Below are 16,344 nucleotides of genomic sequence, written 5' to 3' on the forward strand. Positions count from 1 at the left end.
GCGGCACACCCGTGGCCGATGGAAGGAACGAGCAGTGAGTTACACCGCCGCCGACATCACCGAGCTCGACGATGTCCAGCACACGCGCCTGCGGCCCGCGGTGAATCTCGGGCTCGACGTGCTCAACACTGCGCTGCGCGAGTTGGTGGACAACGCGATCGAAGAGGTCGCCGAACCCAGCCACGGTGGGGCACACGTCACCATCACCCTGCATGCCGACGGTTCCGTCAGCGTCGCCGACGACGGCCGCGGTCTGCCCGTCGACTCCGACCCCGTGAACGGGAAGAACGGGATCGTCAAGACACTCGGAACCGCACGGGCGGGTGGCAAGTTCTCCGCGCACACCGACGCCACGAGCACCGGCGCGGGCCTGAACGGAATCGGCGCCGCGGCCGCGGTGTTCATCTCCGCGCGAACCGACGTGACGGTCCGCCGTGCCGGCAAGACCTACCTGCAGAGCTTCGGCGGCGGCTATCCCGGCGTGTTCGAGGGCAAGGAGTTCGACCCGGACGCCCCGTTCACCCGTGCCGACACCCAGAAGTTGCGCGGCTCCGCCAACCGCAAGCCCGACGCGCACGGGACCACGGTGCGCATCCTGTTCGACCCTGCCGTGGTGCCGGACTCGAGCGTGGACATCAACGAGGTGCTGCTGCGGGCGCACGCCGCCGCCCGGATGTCGCCGGGAGTGCACCTGACCGTCACCGACGAGGGCTGGCCCGGCGAGGAAGTCCGGCCCGAGCTGACCGAACCGTTCACCGGCCCGTGGGGCACCGACACTCTCCTGGATCTCATGTGCACCGCCGCAGGCACGCCCGTTCCCGGCGTGCGCGCGGCGGTGGAGGGCCGCGGCGAGTACACCACCGGGCGCGGCGCGACTCCCTTCCGCTGGTCTATGACGGCCGGGCCCGCCGAGCCGGCCACCGTCGCCGCGTTCTGCAACACCGTCCGAACGCCCGGCGGTGGCTCGCACCTGAACGCCGCGGTGAAGGGGCTGTCCGAAGCACTCGCCGACCGCGCGTCGCGCATGCGCGATCTGGGCCTGGCCAAAGGCGAGGACGGCCCGGAGGCCCAGGACTTCGCCGCGGTGACCGCACTGGCCGTGGACACCCGCGCGCCCGATGTGTCATGGGACTCGCAGGCCAAGACCGCGGTGTCGTCGCGGTCGCTGAACGTCGCGATGGTTCCGGATGTGGCACGCAGCGTGACCATCTGGGCGGCCAACCCCGGCAACGGCGACGCGGTGGCGTTGTGGAGCAAAATGGCGCTCGAGGCGGCCCGCGCTCGGCGCAGCGCCGAAGGCGCCAAGGCCCGGTCCCGGGCGGCGTCGAAGGCCAAGGGCCTCGGAACCAATCTGTCGCTGCCGCCGAAGCTCCTACCCAGCCGGGAGACCGGACGCGGGTCCGGAGCCGAGTTGTTCCTGTGCGAGGGCGACTCGGCACTGGGCACCATCAAGGCGGCGCGCGACGCCACCTTCCAGGCGGCCTTTCCGCTGAAGGGCAAGCCGCCCAACGTCTATGGCTTCACCCTGAGCAAGGCCAGGGTCAAGGACGAGTTCGACTCCATCGAGCGGATCCTGGGCTGCGGGGTGCGTGACAACTGCGATCCGGAATCGTGCCGCTACGACCGCATCTTGTTCGCCTCGGACGCCGATCCCGACGGCGGCAACATCAACTCGAGCCTCATCTCGATGTTCCTGGACTTCTACCGCCCACTCGTCAAGGCCGGGATGATCTACGTGACATTGCCACCGCTGTTCGTCGTCAAGGACGGCCAGCAGCGGATCTACTGCCAGGACGAATCCGAACGCGACGCCGCCGTCGCACAGATGAAGGCCACCTCCAAACGCAAGGTGGAGGTCCAGCGGAACAAGGGGCTCGGCGAGATGGACGCCGACGACTTCTGGAACACCGTGCTGGATCCGCAGCGGCGCACCGTGATCCGGGTGCACCTCGACGACGGCGACCCGAAGCTGCACCACACTCTGTTCGGCGGACCGCCAGAGGGCCGGCGCACGTGGATGGCCGATGTGGCCTCGCGCATTGACACCGCTGCTCTGGACCTCGAGTAGGAGTACAACGTGACCGCCATCATCGAGCAGAATCCCGACCTGGTGCTCGACCAGAGCGCCGACGACTACTGGAACCACTACCAGCTGACCTTCGCGCTCTACAGCGTCAGTGACCGCGCGATCCCGTCCGCCTTCGACGGTCTCAAGCCGGGGCAGCGCCGTCTGCTGTATCAGATGTACGACTCCAGACTGCTGCCCGGGAACAAGCCGCAGAAGTCCTCCAAGGTGTGCTCGGCCGTCACCGGCAATCTGCACCCACATGGCGGTGCCTCGATGTACGGGGCCGCGGCGCTGATGGCCGCCGAGTTCCAGCGCGTGAAGGTCATCGACGGGCAGGGTGCCTTTCCGCGCATCCAGGGCGACATCCCCGCGGCGGACCGCTACACCGAGATGCGGTTGTCGGCGCCGGGCGCGGCACTGACCGCCGAACTCGCAGACCACGCGGTGCCGATGGTCTCCACGTTCGATGGCGAATGGATCGAGCCGACGGTGTTGCCGGCGCAGTGGCCGGTGCTGCTGTGCAACGGTGCCGTCGGCATCGCCGAGGGCTGGGCCACCAAGGTGCCCGCCCACAATCCGCGGGAGATCATGGCGGCCTGCCGAGCGCTGCTGAAGACCCCGAACATGACCGACGACAGGTTGGTCAAACTCATTCCCGGCCCCGACTGGGGCTGCGGCGCCAGCGTGGTCGGCGCCAACGGGCTGCGGGAGTACATCACCACCGGCCGTGGCTTGTTCACTGTGCGCGGCACGGTGTCGGTGGACGGCAAGAACGTCATCGTCACCGAGCTACCACCGGGCGTGGCGAGCCAGACCGTGCAGGAACGGATCCGGGCGCTGGTCGAGTCCGGCGAGCTGTCCGGCGTGGCCGACATGTCGGACTTGACCGACCGGCGCAACGGCCTACGGATCGTGGTCACCGCCAAGCGCGGTCACAGCGCCGAGCAGATCCGTGAACAGCTGCTCGCCCTGACGCCGCTGGAAGGCTCGTTCGCTGCCAGTCTGGTCGCACTCGACGAGAACCGGGTGCCGCGCTGGTGGTCGGTGCGTGAGCTGATTGCGGCGTTCCTGTCGTTGCGCGATTCGGTGGTGCTGCACCGCAGCCAGTACCGGCTGGAGAAGGTCACCGCGCGCCGGCACCTGGTCGCGGGCCTGATGAAGATCCATCTCGACATAGATACCGCCGTCGCGATCATTCGTAGCTCCGACACCGTCGACGAGGCCCGGCAGGGACTGCAGCAGCGGTTCGCGATCGACACCGAACAGGCCGATTACGTTCTGGCGCTGCAGCTGCGCCGGCTGACGAAGCTCGACGTCATCGAGCTGCAGGCCGAAGCGGAGAAGCTGGACGCCGAGTTCGTCGAACTCACCGAACTGGTGTCGAATCCCGATGCGCGGCGGGTGGTGATCGACCAGGAGTTGGTGGAAACGGCGAAACTGTTCAAGGGGCCTGAATTCGACCGTCGCACCGTGCTCGACGTCGACGCCACACCGACGGTGTCGGGATCCGACGAGGACGGCGCCCGTGAGCGAAAGGTCAACACCGCCTGGCGACTCGATGACCGCGGCGTGTTCTCCGACAGGCACGGAGAGCTCCTCACCTCGGGTCTGGGCTGGGCGGTGTGGACCGACGGTCGGGTGAAGTTCACCAACGGAAACGGTCTGCCGTTCAAGATCCGCGACATCCCGGTGGCACCGGACATCACCGGGCTGGTGCAGTCAGGGATCCTCGCACCCGGATCGCATCTGGCGTTGGTGACGCGACGCGGAAAGGTGCTGCGGATCGATCCCGCCGCGGTCAATCCCCAGGGCGCTGCCGGCAACGGCGTGGCCGGAGTGAAGCTGGCCGCGGATGGCGACGAGGTGATCGCCGCGCTGCCGCTCACGTGCGAGAACGGCGAGGCCATCCTGTCGATCTCCGAGAAGGGCTGGAAGGTCACCGAAGTCGCCGACATCCCGGTGAAGGGCCGTGGCGGCGCCGGCGTCGGATTCCACCCGTTCGTCGGCGGCGAGACCGCGCTGCTGGCGGCTGCGGTCTCGGCGACCGGGTATGTGCGCGGCAAGCGGGCGGTGCGAGCCGAGAAGCGCGCCAAGGCCTCGGTCAAGGGTTCCGGCAGCGACGTGACCCCTGCGGGGTAAAGCTCGCCGCCAAGCAATCGCGGTCGATCTCGTGCTGTCGGCACTGCGCCCGGCTACCGTCGACCGGGTGACGGTGTCACGGTCGCGCCTTGCCCGGCTCTTCGCGGTTGGAACCGTGGTGTGCACTTTCGCTGCGGCCCCGGCATGCGGACATACTGCGTCTCCACCGCTCGACACCGGCACACCGAGGACGACCGCTCCGACTACCCCGTCGCCGGCACCCGCCGTCGCTGAAGTGACTCCGACCGGAGACTTCTCCCCCGTCTCCCGGCTCATCGAAGACGCCGTCGCGGCGCGGCGGCTACCCGGCGCCGTCGTTCAGGTCGGGCACGAAGGCAAGATCGTCTTCCGCCAGGCCTTCGGCTCGCGCAAGCTTGCCGGCGAACCGGGGCTGGACGGGTCACCCGCCCCGGCGGAGCCGATGACCGAGGACACCATCTTCGACCTGGCCTCGTTGACGAAGAGCCTCGCGACCTCGACCGCCATCATGCAGCTCCACGAAGAAGGCCGGGTTCGGATCGACGAACCGGTGCAGGCGTACCTTCCCGACTTCAACCCGGCCGACGATCCGCGCCGCGCGCAGGTCACTCTGCGCATGTTGCTCACCCATACCTCGGGCATAGCGGGGGACCTGAGCCTGGACGGTCCGTGGGGTCTGGACAAGGCCGACAAGGCGGAGGGCGTTCGCCGTGCGCTCGCCGCGTGGGTGGTCTTCACTCCCGGAGAACGCTTCCACTACTCCGACATCAACTTCATCATCCTGGGCGCGCTGCTGGAGAAGATCACCGGCGAGCCCGAAGATGTCTACATCGAGCACAACGTGTTCGGACCACTGGGGATGTCAGACACCTACTACCTCCCGGCCACCAAAGCGTGCGGCCCACACCGGATCCGGGGAACGGCGATCGCCCTGGATCCCCGGGGACCGACGGTGGGGAGTTGCCCGGCGGATGCGTGGAGCACCGACTTGCTGGGGCGCATCGCACCGACAGCTCTCGACGAGGACACTCCGGGAATCAACCCCGATTACGGTCACCCGCTTCGCGGGACCGTGCACGACCCGACGGCACGCCGCATGGGCGGGGTGGCCGGGAGCGCCGGAGTGTTCACGACGGTGCACGATGTGGGCCTTTACGCGCAGGCGCTTCTCGACCGGCTCGCCAACCGCCCGAGCACCTTTCCGCTGAGGCAGGCGAGCGTGCAGATGATGACGACTCCGCAGCAACCCGGGCACCATGCCGGCCAGGTACAGGCGGCGAACGAGGCCACCGAAACGGTCTTCACCACAAGAGATCAGCTGCTGGCTGCGCACTACCCGGCAATACCGGGACATGATCTGCGCGGCTTCGGCTGGGACATCGACACTGCCCACTCCAGACCACGCGGCGCCGTCTTTCCCATCGGTAGCTTCGGCCACACCGGGTTCACCGGAGTCACGTTGTGGATGGATCCGGGGTCTGACACCTACGTGATCGTCCTCGCGAATGTGATCCATCAGCGCGGCGGTCCACCGATTGCCGAACTGAGCGGTTACGTGGCCACCGAGACCGCACGTGCCCTCCATCTTTACGGCACCTAGGTCGGACTCCCCGTCGTGTGGTCTTCACATGCTGCTGCGGATTGATCCGTCGGCTCCGCGGGTCCCCTCGGGGCAACGAACTGGCCGCCGCGCCGATGATGAGCTCAGATCACAGCTGTCACATTGGTAACATCGCCCCGTGTCGATCTCCCGGCGTGACGCACTGCGCTACGCCGCCGCGGCGTCGGCGCTGGCCGGACTCGGTGCGGCAACCGGTGCCGGCGCACCGACGGCGGCGGCCGCCGCTCCGACGCTGATCGACTACGCGATGCGTCAGATCCCGGCCCGGGACATCCGGGCCGCCGGCCACGCCGGGGTGATCAACTACGTCTCGACCTCGCGGCCGGGCTCGTCGTTCGGCGCCAAGCCGATCACCCTGCCCTATGCACAGTCGCTGAACGCCGCCGGACTGGTCATCGTCAGCAACTACCAGTACGGCAAGCCCGGCGGGACAGCGCCGTCGGACTTCACCCGCGGGTACGCCGGAGGCGTCGCCGACGCGCGCACCGCGTGGCAGCTGCACACCGCCGCGGGTGGCGGCCGGAGCGCCCCGATCTTCTTCAGCGTCGACGACGACATCGACCGTGAGACGTGGAACAGGCTGGCGCTGCCGTGGTTTCGCGGAATCAATTCGGTGATCGGAGAGCTGCGCACCGGGATCTACGCCGGCATCCGACCGTGCCAGTGGGCGGCGGCCGACGGTGTGATCGGAAGATCGAAGTCACCCGGCAAAGTGTGGGCGTGGCAGACCCGGTCCTGGTCGAACGGTCAGATCTACCCCGGCGCGGTCCTCTACCAGCGCATCATCGACACCGCCTCGAATCCGGGACCGGTGGTCGGCGGCATCCGGGTCGACGTCAACGACGTACTGGCGCAGGACTGCGGCCAGTGGAATCTGCACCCGTGATGGCTAGCCGCGTGGCGTCGTGGTGATGTGCACGTGGTCGTTGTGGCCGTAACCCGATGCCTGCGGACCGGCCGGCGTGTAATACGTGTCGCGCCAGATCACGTCTTGTAACCCGAACCGGCCCGCGTTGCTCATCGCGAAGGCGAGTATCTGGTCGCCGAGCGCGACGCCCTCGGGGCTCTCGGGGTTGGGGATCATGATGTCGATCGCCAGCCCGTTGGGATGCCACGGCTTCGAGTCCGACCGAACCCCGTCGATGTCGGCGATCTGGGGAAACTGCTGACTCACGGCCCTGGCGGCCACGATGGTGTTCGGCTGCAACCCGGCTTCTGACGCGACGCCGACGGGCAGGGCCTCCGGGACCTCTGGGACGGCAGTGGCAGGGGGTGGAGCCACGTCGCCGGGAGGCACGCCGGGTGGCGCGACGATCGGCGGGATGGGGGCAATCGGCGGGATGGGGGCAATCGGCGGTGGAGGCGCGCTGTCGATGATCGCTCGCTGCTGCGGTGTCAGCGCCGCATACTGCGCCTCCGCGGCGGCGATCTGACGCAGCAATTCGCTCAACTTGGCCTGCAGCTCTTTGCGCACCGCGGCGGCCTTTTCCGCCGCGGAAGTGGCGTCGGCAGCCGATCTCTCCGACGTCCGGGCGGCGTTGGCCGCGCGCCCACGGGCCGACTGGAAGGCCTTCATCTGATCGGCGATGGTCGAGCCGACCGTGCGTTGCAGCGACAACTGGTCGATCAGCTGTTGGGGCGAGGTCGCGGACAGGACCGCCGCCATCTGGCCGTCACGCCCACTCATGTAGTTCATCGCCGCGATCCGGTCGGCAGCGGCTTGAAGGGGCTTCAGTTGGGTGTTCGCGACCTCAAGGGCCGCCAGGTCGGCGCGGTGGCGGTCGACGGCCGCTGCCTGCTCGGCCGATTTGGCGTCGGCATCACGTTGGGCCGCCGTGACGGCCTTGCGCGTTTGCAGTGCCTGCTGGGACAGGTCGTTGAGCTTGGCCAACGCATCATCCGCCGGGTCCGCATTGACGCCGCCCACCGACATGGCCACGATCACGACCGCGGTCACGGCACCGCACACCGTTCGTCGAAGGGAGTGGCACACCCCGATCACGCGGATTGTCACGATCCTTCGGTTGACTTTCTTGGCCCTGGTCTCGCGGGCAAGGGTACGAACTGACACCGAGGATGTCCACTCCGGATTGGTAGTTCGAACCGCTGATCCCGCGAGGGGGAGACACGCCCGTCCCCGACGTCAGCCGGCCTCGTTGGCGTCGCCGGGATGGGGCGCGTTGTCTTCGTCGACGTAGGCCTCGTGATCGGTGTCGACCCCTTCGTGGTCGCGCGGAGCTTCGTTGGGTCCGACGTTCTCGACCGCGTCCGCGGCGTCACTGGGCATCGTCATGTCCGACGTTCCTCCTCGTAGCGCCGCCGGGCTCGTCCCGGCGGAATGCCTGGGGTGCGAGTGCCCCGTCCGCGCTGCGCCCAACCGGGAAGTCGATGACGTTCCGGATCGGTCATCGGCACCAGGTCCGCGCTGATCGATGCAGGCGAGGTGGATGAGCCTCGGCCGCCGATTCGACGCTGCTAAGGTCGCCGCGTGCCACCACATGACCTGATCGCCGGCCATGACAGAACGAGAGTCTGACCGAGCGTCGGAGTTGGTTCCGGCAGGTGAGATACCCCCACTCGATGTCGTCGGCTCCGAGATTCTTCCGCCTGTCGCCGACGACGTCCGCAGGCGGTTCCGCCTGCTCGAGTGGCTCGCACCCCGCTTGGGCTCCCGTTGGGCTGTGGAGTTGTGGTGCACCCCGCCGGTCATGGACTCGGCTCTGCGGTTGCCGCCGGGTGTGCCGCCGGGCAAGGCGCTCTACGCGTACTGGGATGGGCACCGGGTGGTCGGTGAGGAGTGGGGCGAGGGACCGCCGGTCTATCTGGTGCACGGCTGGGGCGGTCGACGGCCACATCTGGCGATGTTCGTCAAGCCGCTGGTGGCAGCCGGATACCGCGTCATCGCGTTCGACCTGCCCAGTCACAACGAGTCCGACCCGGGCGAGCTCGCTCCGGGGCGGACGACGTCGGTCGAGTGTGCTGAGGCGATCAAGGCCATGATCGAGACCCACGGGCAGGCCCACGCGGTGGTGGCGCACTCGCTCGGCGGGAACGCCACGGTGTGCGCGGCCGCCGAGGGCGCCAGTGTCGGGCGATTGGTTCTTCTCTCGCCGATGGGCGATTTTCCCCTGTATCTGGACCTGTTCGCGGCGCGGCACAATTTCGGCCGCCGGATTCGTGCCGGGCTTCAGCGCCGTCTGGAGAAGCGGATCGGTATGCCACTGCACGAGACCAACATGGAACACGTCGGCCGCCGCGCGGGCTTTCCGCCGCTGCTCGTCATCCACGATCCAGACGACCCAGATGCCCCGTATGCGGCCAGTCAGCGACTCGCGGCGATGTGGCCGGGCGCGCGCCTGCTGACCACGAAGGGCCTCGGCAGGCTGGCTCACTACCGGATCCTGCGCCACCGGCCCGCCATCACCGCCGGAGTCGAATTCGTCGTTGATCCGTAGAGTCAACATCACTATGTCGGTGAAGCGCAGTGGCGTGCGGTTGGCGCTCGTCCTTGCGGTTCTGCTGTCAGGCAGTGCTCTCGGGTCGGCTACTGCCGGGGCCGTCGGACTCGACGACTACCTCTGGGAACGTCGGCCCCTACTCCTGTTCGCGCCCACGGAAGGCGACCCCCGGCTCCTCGAGACACTGGCCCGCATCGAGGCCAGTCGATGTGAGTTCGCCGACCGCGACATGGTGATCGGCCTCGTGGTGACCGAGGGCACGAGCACGCTGGACAGTCAGGTCATCACTGCCGAGGAGTCTCGACGGCTGGCCGACCAGTATGGGGTCGGTGACAACGCCTTCGCGGTGGCGTTGATCGGCAAGGATGGCACCGAAAAACTGCGCGTCGACGACGTGCCCGATCTCCGGAGAATCTATGCCGTCATCGACGGTATGCCCATGCGCGGCCGCGAGACGAGTGCCGCGAGTCGGTGTTGATGTCGGGGCAGGTCTACCTTCTCGACAAACAGCAGGGTCCCTTCGAACTCACCGTCACCGCAATCGACGCCACGCCCTGAGGTCCAGCCCGTGTCGCCGGTCGAGGCCTCGTTTGTGTGAAATCGGCGCGTGACTGCCGCGGCCGTGGTCTCTTGGGATCGGTAGATATTCCGCCGCGGTGTACTTCACGGGATGGCGCCGTCACCGAAGCGGTGCGTGGAGGAAGAGGAACACGATCATGCGAATCGCACAGATGGGCGCCGCTGCGCTGACGTCAGTAGGTCTCGCGGCTGCAGGCCTGAGTATGGGAAGTGGAGTCGCCCTGGCCATTCCCTCGCAGCCACACCAGTGGTGCCCGGGGATGTCCATGCACAACCCGCCTGGGCCCGGGGCCATGTACCAGTGGGACATGAACGTCTGTCACACGTGGCAGTACGTCAAATCGGGCATGGGCAACGTGGCGCACAAGGTTTGGGTCGGCCCGCTGGACCCCGTCACTTATCGGTACTCGGATTCGAAGATCACCGTCGAGGGCAGCAGCGTCTGGGAGGGCCCGAACATTCCGCCGGGAGCGGCGGCCGAGTGCACCGGCAGGGACATGTTCACAGGCATTCCCATTCCCTGCTAGTTGGGCGGTGGGGTCGGACAACGGTTGGGTGTCACCTTGAAACGCGTAAAGCGATTCCGGTCGATGTCCACGGGGCAGAACTCCCACTTGCGTGATCGCCGCAAGACAAGCGGGCTGAGAACTGTGTTTCATTCTGGCGGCGGGGTGGTGCTGAAGATCGGCCAACAAATCTCCGTCGCGGTGAACGCTGTTGGGTCGGAGGGCGTGCCGCCGAGGTAGTGCTCACGGATCGGCCCCTGGTGGCTGATCAGATGCTCGTTTGCATATTTCCCAACAGCCGCATAACTGCGGTCGATGCCTTCGTGATCGCCGGGGTGGGTGAGCACCGCGAAATCGGCCGTGGGTAACACCTCGGCGCGGATGCCGTCAGGGATGTCCGCGGTGTGCGGCGCTGGGACGAAGAGCGTTGCTCTGCCGCGTGATTCGAGGAACAGCGCTCGATCGTAGAGGCCACCCGGCGCAACCACGGACAGCGCGCCAGCTGCCCCGGCAACTGCATCACGTAGTTTCCTCAGCGTCGCTGCGAACCAGCTGTCGATCTCGGAAACCTCGATCTCGGCGCCGATGGACCAGACGGCGAGCGCGGGTTCACGCCGCACCTCCACAGAGGCGGGAGTACGCACCGGGGAGAGCAGTTCGCGCAGCGCACCCACGGTGTCACGGGTCTGCTGCAGCTGAGCCTCCATCTGTTCGAGATGGGTGGTGATGATGTCGGTACGGGCGCCGGCGTCGTCGGTGCTCAGTAGCGCCTTGATGTCGGGAATGGACATGCCCAGCGATCGGAACCGGCGGATGATGTGGGCGTGATCGACCTGGCTGGTGTCGTAGAACCGGTAGCCGGTGTACGGATCGATGTGGGCGGGTTCGAGAATGCCGATGTCGTGGTAGTGGCGTAGCGCCTTCCTACTCAGACTCGTCATCACTGCGAAGTCTCCGATCGAGACCTGTGCGCCCATGGCGACCTCCTCTGCGTTTGCATCGCCCACGTGATGGGACACGGCCATCCTCAAGTCTCCCCCTGGGGCAAGGTCAACATCACGACGCGAGTCGCACCAGGGGTTGACCTTCCCCTTAGGGCAACTTTCACCATGGGGTCATGACCAACACCACAGACTGGGATGCACTCCCGGACACCATAAAGACGTTCATGACCGCGCTCGATGCCCGCGTGGTGGATCGAACGCTGGCCACCCTCAGCACCGATGCCGTGGTGACCGACGAAGGCCACGACTTCAAGGGACATGACGAGATCGGGGCCTGGGTGGCCAACGCGGCCGCAGAGTTCGCCTACACCACCTCGTTCACCGGTGCGACAGTGCTCGAACGGCAGACCGTTACGACTGTCGACGTCGGACAGCACCTGGAGGGCGACTTCCCGGGCGGGGTCGCCGACCTGCACTACCGCTTCACCCTCGACGGCGCGCTGATCAGCCGGGTGGTGATCGAGCCATGACGCGGCGTTGGTTCATCACCGGAGGCACCCCCGGCAACTTCGGAATGGCGTTCGCCGAGGCGGCACTCGAGGCCGGCGACCGTGTGGTCCTCACCTCACGGCGCCCGCAGGAGCTGGCGACGTGGGCCGAGCAGTACGGCGACCGCGTTCTCGTCGTGCAGCTGGAACTCACCGACGCGGCGCAGGTGCAGCGTGCGGTTCACACCGCCGAGGAGCACTTTGGTGGTATCGACGTGCTGGTCAACAACGCCGGCCGCGGCTGGTACGGATCGATCGAAGGAATGGACGAGTCCTCGTTGCGGGCGATGTTCGAGCTGAACTTCTTCGCAGTGCTGTCCTTGACGCGTGCAGTGCTGCCGGGGATGCGCGCCCGCGGAAACGGGTGGATCGTCAACGTGTCCTCGGTCGCCGGGCTCGTATCAGCGCCCGGATTCGGCTACTACAGTGCGACGAAGTTCGCCATCGAAGCCATCACCGATGCGCTGCGCGACGAGGTCGCTCCACACGGCATCTCCGTGTTGACCGTCGAACCGGGAGCGTTCCGCACGAACGCCTACACCGGATTCGCCAACGAACCCGTCGATGAGCCGATCCCGGACTACCACGAGATGCTCGAAGAGGTCCGTGCCACCTTCGTCGGGATGGACGGTGTGCAGCCCGGCGATCCGCGCCGCGGTGCCCGTGCGGTGATCGCGGCGATGGCTCAGGACCCACCGCCCCGTCGGCTGGTCCTGGGCAACAGCGGATACGACGCCGTCATCGATACACTGGAGAAGAATTTGGCTGACATCCGGGCGAACGAAACACTCTCTCGCAGCGCCGATTTCCCCACCTGAGAGGCCGACCGAGCGAGACATGCACGGCCCGGCAAGTAGGTCTCGGTCGGCCGTCCATCTGACCTTGGGGTGACGTCGATGCCGCAGCGAAGCGCAGGGATGCACATCGCTGCCGCAAGTCCATGGAGGGATTGCAGGGTGGCCAGGTACCGAGAGTCCGCATCCGATAGGTCGGCAACCGCGGGTGCGGCAAAAGCTACACATGAAGCGGCGACGGCCGCGAGGGCGGCGACGACGGCTACGACGGCGGCGGCGGCGGCGGCGGCGAACTTTAGTGGCACGGTCTCCCCTGATTGGTAAGGGATACGCGGCTATACAGCAAACTTTCAGTTCAAATTGGAGATTTGGAGCCCCAAGGGAGGTGGGCGCGTATCGGCAGTTCTGGGAGTGTGAACGGGTTGTCTTCGTGGCGGGTCCCACTCAGGTCCTGGTGTCCGCGTCGGCCACGCAGTCGGCGGCTTCGGCATTCTGCAAGGTCTAGCGTGGGCGCAATGGGTTTGTTCAGCCATGAGGAGTTCCGCGACCCGGACGAGGGCGTTGCTGGCGGCGCTAGTGGTGGGCCGTCGAGAGGGCTCGCCGTGCTGATGTTGACGAATTCGGGTCAGATCATCCGGTGGTCATTGGTCCGGGGTTACCGCCCGAGGATGGTTCTTGCGGTCAATTCGCCGTGCAGTTTCACGTGTCGACGTCAATGCTGCTCGGGTTGAAACGTATTGCTGATATGCGCGGGGTCAGCGTGCCGGAGGTGTGCCGGCAGGTTATCGGTGTGTTTGTCGCCCAGCAGGAGGGCGAATTGGGTGCGTTGCTCGCTGCTGAGGCCGAAGTGGCGGACTACCGGCCGAGTTTGGGTGACGCATAGGCGCACCCTGCTGGGGTAAATCACTCGGACAGTGTCGTCGGCCGCCACTCAGATCGGCGTGGGTCCGAAACGCCCGGCACGCCGCGTGCACGCCCTTGGCGACGGTAAGACGTATCTGTTGAAGGTGGGCGCTGAAGGACAACCCTGGTCCTACGTTCAGCGTTTTCCCACCGAGGCCGATGTCCAGTGGATCTACGACCTGCCCATTGAGGGCTTCCAGCCGGTCGGCATGCGCCTCGACCCGGCACCCGACGCGCCGCAGACTCTGGATCCTTCCCGCATCAGCCAGGTATCGGTCTACATCCTCGACAAACAGCAGGGCTCCTTCGAGATCACGATCAGCGCGATCGACGCGACGGCCTGAGGCGCACCCCGCTGTAGGTTCTCGAGTTCGACGTCCAACTGCGACACATCAACTCATTGCCGCGCGGCGCTGCTCGACGATTCACTCCAGAGCTTGCCGATCTCGTCGATTCTCCTCCGTACGAACAAATCTGGTCCGACGAACGACTCAGCCCTAGAGACCGCAGTATTCCCCTCGGCGATCTCCGCCTCGGTGATCGCCGCGGACACGTTGCTCTGATTGCCCGGGTGACTCTAATCGCCGCGGCAGTCGGCCGGCGCCGTTCAGACGGATCGGTGTACTCACCGGGGTGTGACAGCCAGCTTTCCTGAACGGTACCCGTCGAGCGCCGTAGTCCGGCGGGTGAGTTCGACGAACATCGGCTCGTGGCCGGGCTCCGCCTCGACCGCCGCCCACAGGCGGTCCCGGCCAGCGGCCGAAATCGGCAGCAGCGCGGCATCATCAACCACCGATAGCAGGGCATCGAAGTCCTGCGCGGAGGCGCGCAACGGCCGTGGGTTCGATTCGTCCAGGGCGCGTTTCACGACTGCGGCCATCGGCCCCACGCCGAACAGGCGCAGCGCAGTCTCGTAGTCACCGCCCAGGATGTCGGTCAGGTCGAGCGCCTCGCGCAGACCGACTTCGGCGGCCATGACGAAGGTGTTGGTGATCAGCTTGTACTTCACGCCCGCACCGGCCGGACCCACCCGCTCCACGTTGCCCAGGGAGACGAGCACCCGCTCTGCCCGCGCTACCGCCGCCGGCTCGCCCCCGACGAGAAACGTCACCGACCTCTCCCTGGCGTATTTCACGCCGCCGACGATCGGCGCGTCAACCACGTGTCTGTCCGCGCCAGCCCCATTTCGGACCTCGTCCAGCAGGGTCGGGGTCGTCGTCGAACACAGGACGAGAACCGCGTCAGGGCGTAGACCCGCCAAGATGCCGTCCGCGCCGAAGTGGGCGGCGGGAATGTCCTCGGACATGACCAAGCTCAACGTCACCTCCGAACGCCGGGCCGCATCAGCCGGCGACACGGCGGCCCTCGCTCCGTCCCCCACGGCGGCCTTCAACCGTTCGGGGTCGGGGTCGAATGCCCACACCTGATGTCCTTCGGCCACCAGATGGGGAACCATCTCCGAGCCCATGTCTCCTACACCGACCATGCCAATCAAGGTCATCAGCGATCTCCTCAGCTGCGAAAGTTATTCCACGAGAGACGAAATCCCTGATCGGATGGCTCTGTTCCCTCGTCGTCAGAGCTTATTCGCGGACGAGGTCGGTGACATTGCAGCCAGCAGGAGGACCGACCAACTGCTAACCCCCGCGCCAATCGATCACGCCGAAGGCGCGCCGGTCCCGCACGAGTCGCATCGACGTAGGGATACCGCGTGCCGACAGTGCCCGGGAATCCCTGGCAGAGAGGCCAGATTGTAGGTTCCCATATCCGATGTCATAAGGCTGCCGTCTGACCCGCGGCGATACCAGTTGTCTCACGTCGTGTCATCTTCGTTTTGTCTCAAACTCGTGTCATTTCTTCAGAAGTCCGCCGTCCACTCCTTAGCGACATACAAATCGCTGAGGGGCGCGGGCCAAACCGTTGGCAACGTTCCGTCACGTGACGCTGTCCCAGACGTAACTCACGCGTAGTCAGCGTCGGTGGGCGATGAAAGACCCAACAGCACAGCGCATCTGGCACTACCGACGCATGGATAGTCTCTATTATCCATGAGTAATGTCTGCATATTGCATCAGATGAATCAGCGTTCCTATTCTTGGTGCGCCTGACAGGTAACCCTTTCTCTTGTGAAATCGCTCGTCGGTGGACAGGATCGCCGTATAGGCGTCGAACGAACGTCGTCGAGCAGCGGTGCCAATATTCGTGGAGCAGCGTTAAGTCTTCGAGTATCTGCTGCTTGCAAATGCGCCCGTCCCAGCGATTAGTCGCACGAGCCAATTGCGAGTTGTCGTTTGTGGAAGTCGAAGTGCTGACCGGGGTAGCAGTAAATGTCTTCGAGCGTCATGTAGTCCTTGAAGAAGGGGTCCCAGCGCGTCGGGAAAGGCATGCCTCGGTGGAGCATCTCATCGGATTCTCGGCTTAGTTTTCGCTTCAACGCGGCGGCTACTCGGTCCATCTTTGCGCCCATTCGGCGCCGGTTGTAGACGCGCGCGGCGGCGCAGGAGCCGTAGTAGTTGATGACGTGAAACGGCCGGGAGGCCGCGTTCAGCGCTGCTGCAAAGCCGCGACTGATCCGATCGGGCAGCCGGCTCATAATCTTGACTAGGATGAGCAGCCGCTGCACGACCATGTAGCCAAATACCATGTGGAACAACAGCTGTTCGTTGGTCCAGTGTGTCCCGTTTGTGCGTTGATCCCAGGCCCCGTGTCGCTCCGCCCGCGCGAGTAGACGATGGAACTCACTTTGCGCGCGCGCCAGGTCGGTAGCGATCACTGCGCGATCTATTGCGTGCCGGGCTGCCATCT

Annotated in this window: 16 protein-coding genes; 11 read left to right on the top strand and 5 right to left on the bottom strand. The window is 66.2% G+C overall.

The window, feature by feature from the left end; translation table 11 throughout:
• Positions 1–34: 34 nt before the first annotated feature.
• The 4 genes from Q2100_RS02240 to Q2100_RS02255 all read left to right on the top strand — a co-directional run bounded on the left by Q2100_RS02240 (position 35) and on the right by Q2100_RS02255 (position 6,693).
• On the top strand, positions 35–2,068 hold the full coding sequence (locus Q2100_RS02240; RefSeq protein WP_302912685.1) for a toprim domain-containing protein: 2,034 nt from the start codon (positions 35–37) through the stop codon (positions 2,066–2,068).
• Positions 2,069–2,077: 9 nt separating this feature from the next.
• Positions 2,078–4,207, top strand: a complete 2,130-nt coding sequence (locus tag Q2100_RS02245; RefSeq protein WP_302912686.1) for a DNA gyrase subunit A — start codon at positions 2,078–2,080, stop codon at positions 4,205–4,207.
• A gap of 67 nt (positions 4,208–4,274) precedes the next feature.
• Entirely contained in the window at positions 4,275–5,786 is a 1,512-nt protein-coding gene (locus Q2100_RS02250) for a serine hydrolase domain-containing protein (RefSeq protein WP_302912726.1), read from the top strand.
• Positions 5,787–5,925: 139 nt separating this feature from the next.
• Complete coding sequence (locus Q2100_RS02255; protein WP_302912687.1) at positions 5,926–6,693, top strand: DUF1906 domain-containing protein; 768 nt, start codon at positions 5,926–5,928, stop codon at positions 6,691–6,693.
• Positions 6,694–6,696: 3 nt separating this feature from the next.
• Here the strand turns inward: Q2100_RS02255 and Q2100_RS02260 are convergent, their stop codons facing one another.
• Both Q2100_RS02260 and Q2100_RS02265 read right to left on the bottom strand, forming a co-directional pair.
• Complete coding sequence (locus Q2100_RS02260) at positions 6,697–7,809, bottom strand: coiled-coil domain-containing protein (protein ID WP_302912727.1); 1,113 nt, start codon at positions 7,807–7,809, stop codon at positions 6,697–6,699.
• 141 nt (positions 7,810–7,950) lie between these two features.
• A complete protein-coding gene (locus Q2100_RS02265) occupies positions 7,951–8,100 on the bottom strand; it encodes a hypothetical protein (RefSeq protein WP_302912688.1) in 150 nt (49 codons plus the stop codon).
• Between the two features lie 223 nt (positions 8,101–8,323).
• Between Q2100_RS02265 and Q2100_RS02270 the strand changes: the two genes are divergently transcribed.
• The 3 genes from Q2100_RS02270 to Q2100_RS02280 all read left to right on the top strand — a co-directional run bounded on the left by Q2100_RS02270 (position 8,324) and on the right by Q2100_RS02280 (position 10,371).
• Entirely contained in the window at positions 8,324–9,262 is a 939-nt protein-coding gene (locus Q2100_RS02270; protein ID WP_302912689.1) for an alpha/beta fold hydrolase, read from the top strand.
• Between the two features lie 13 nt (positions 9,263–9,275).
• Complete coding sequence (locus Q2100_RS02275; protein ID WP_302912690.1) at positions 9,276–9,743, top strand: DUF4174 domain-containing protein; 468 nt, start codon at positions 9,276–9,278, stop codon at positions 9,741–9,743.
• Positions 9,744–10,110: 367 nt separating this feature from the next.
• Positions 10,111–10,371 (top strand): hypothetical protein, encoded by a 261-nt coding sequence (locus Q2100_RS02280; protein ID WP_302912691.1) that lies wholly within the window; start codon positions 10,111–10,113, stop codon positions 10,369–10,371.
• 128 nt (positions 10,372–10,499) lie between these two features.
• Here Q2100_RS02280 and Q2100_RS02285 read toward each other — a convergent pair whose 3' ends face one another.
• Entirely contained in the window at positions 10,500–11,327 is an 828-nt protein-coding gene (locus tag Q2100_RS02285) for a MerR family transcriptional regulator (RefSeq protein ID WP_302912692.1), read from the bottom strand.
• A 140-nt stretch (positions 11,328–11,467) separates the two neighbouring features.
• Here Q2100_RS02285 and Q2100_RS02290 point away from each other — a divergent pair, with 140 nt between their 5' ends.
• The 4 genes from Q2100_RS02290 (at position 11,468) to Q2100_RS02305 (ending at position 13,883) form a co-directional block, all read left to right on the top strand.
• A complete protein-coding gene (locus Q2100_RS02290) occupies positions 11,468–11,824 on the top strand; it encodes a beta/alpha barrel domain-containing protein (protein WP_302912693.1) in 357 nt (118 codons plus the stop codon).
• Positions 11,821–12,660: an SDR family NAD(P)-dependent oxidoreductase gene (locus tag Q2100_RS02295; protein WP_302912694.1), complete on the top strand. Its 840-nt coding sequence runs from the start codon at positions 11,821–11,823 to the stop codon at positions 12,658–12,660. The genes Q2100_RS02290 and Q2100_RS02295 overlap by 4 nt, the downstream gene beginning before the upstream one ends.
• A 613-nt stretch (positions 12,661–13,273) precedes the next feature.
• Complete coding sequence (locus tag Q2100_RS02300) at positions 13,274–13,519, top strand: hypothetical protein (RefSeq protein ID WP_302912695.1); 246 nt, start codon at positions 13,274–13,276, stop codon at positions 13,517–13,519.
• Between the two features lie 31 nt (positions 13,520–13,550).
• Positions 13,551–13,883: a CIA30 family protein gene (locus Q2100_RS02305; protein WP_302912696.1), complete on the top strand. Its 333-nt coding sequence runs from the start codon at positions 13,551–13,553 to the stop codon at positions 13,881–13,883.
• 281 nt (positions 13,884–14,164) lie between these two features.
• On the opposite strand, the gene Q2100_RS02310 is transcribed toward Q2100_RS02305, so the two are convergent.
• Entirely contained in the window at positions 14,165–15,040 is an 876-nt protein-coding gene (locus tag Q2100_RS02310; RefSeq protein WP_302912697.1) for an NAD(P)-dependent oxidoreductase, read from the bottom strand.
• Positions 15,041–15,799: 759 nt separating this feature from the next.
• Entirely contained in the window at positions 15,800–16,342 is a 543-nt protein-coding gene (locus tag Q2100_RS02315) for a DinB family protein (protein WP_302912698.1), read from the bottom strand.
• Positions 16,343–16,344: the final 2 nt, after the last annotated feature.

The sequence above is a fragment of the Mycolicibacterium arseniciresistens genome (assembly GCF_030519285.1).
Lineage (GTDB): Bacteria > Actinomycetota > Actinomycetes > Mycobacteriales > Mycobacteriaceae > Mycobacterium > Mycobacterium arseniciresistens.

What these genes read in the sequence shown, in the direction of transcription:
- Q2100_RS02265 (WP_302912688.1), bottom strand. Translation starts at nt 8,100, where the DNA reads ATGACGATGCCCAGTGACGCCGCGGACGCGGTCGAGAACGTCGGACCC.
- Q2100_RS02270 (WP_302912689.1), top strand. Translation starts at nt 8,324, where the DNA reads ATGACAGAACGAGAGTCTGACCGAGCGTCGGAGTTGGTTCCGGCAGGT.
- Q2100_RS02275 (WP_302912690.1), top strand. Translation starts at nt 9,276, where the DNA reads ATGTCGGTGAAGCGCAGTGGCGTGCGGTTGGCGCTCGTCCTTGCGGTT.
- Q2100_RS02280 (WP_302912691.1), top strand. Translation starts at nt 10,111, where the DNA reads ATGCACAACCCGCCTGGGCCCGGGGCCATGTACCAGTGGGACATGAAC.
- Q2100_RS02285 (WP_302912692.1), bottom strand. Translation starts at nt 11,327, where the DNA reads ATGGGCGCACAGGTCTCGATCGGAGACTTCGCAGTGATGACGAGTCTG.
- Q2100_RS02290 (WP_302912693.1), top strand. Translation starts at nt 11,468, where the DNA reads ATGACCAACACCACAGACTGGGATGCACTCCCGGACACCATAAAGACG.
- Q2100_RS02295 (WP_302912694.1), top strand. Translation starts at nt 11,821, where the DNA reads ATGACGCGGCGTTGGTTCATCACCGGAGGCACCCCCGGCAACTTCGGA.
- Q2100_RS02310 (WP_302912697.1), bottom strand. Translation starts at nt 15,040, where the DNA reads ATGACCTTGATTGGCATGGTCGGTGTAGGAGACATGGGCTCGGAGATG.
- Q2100_RS02315 (WP_302912698.1), bottom strand. Translation starts at nt 16,342, where the DNA reads ATGGCAGCCCGGCACGCAATAGATCGCGCAGTGATCGCTACCGACCTG.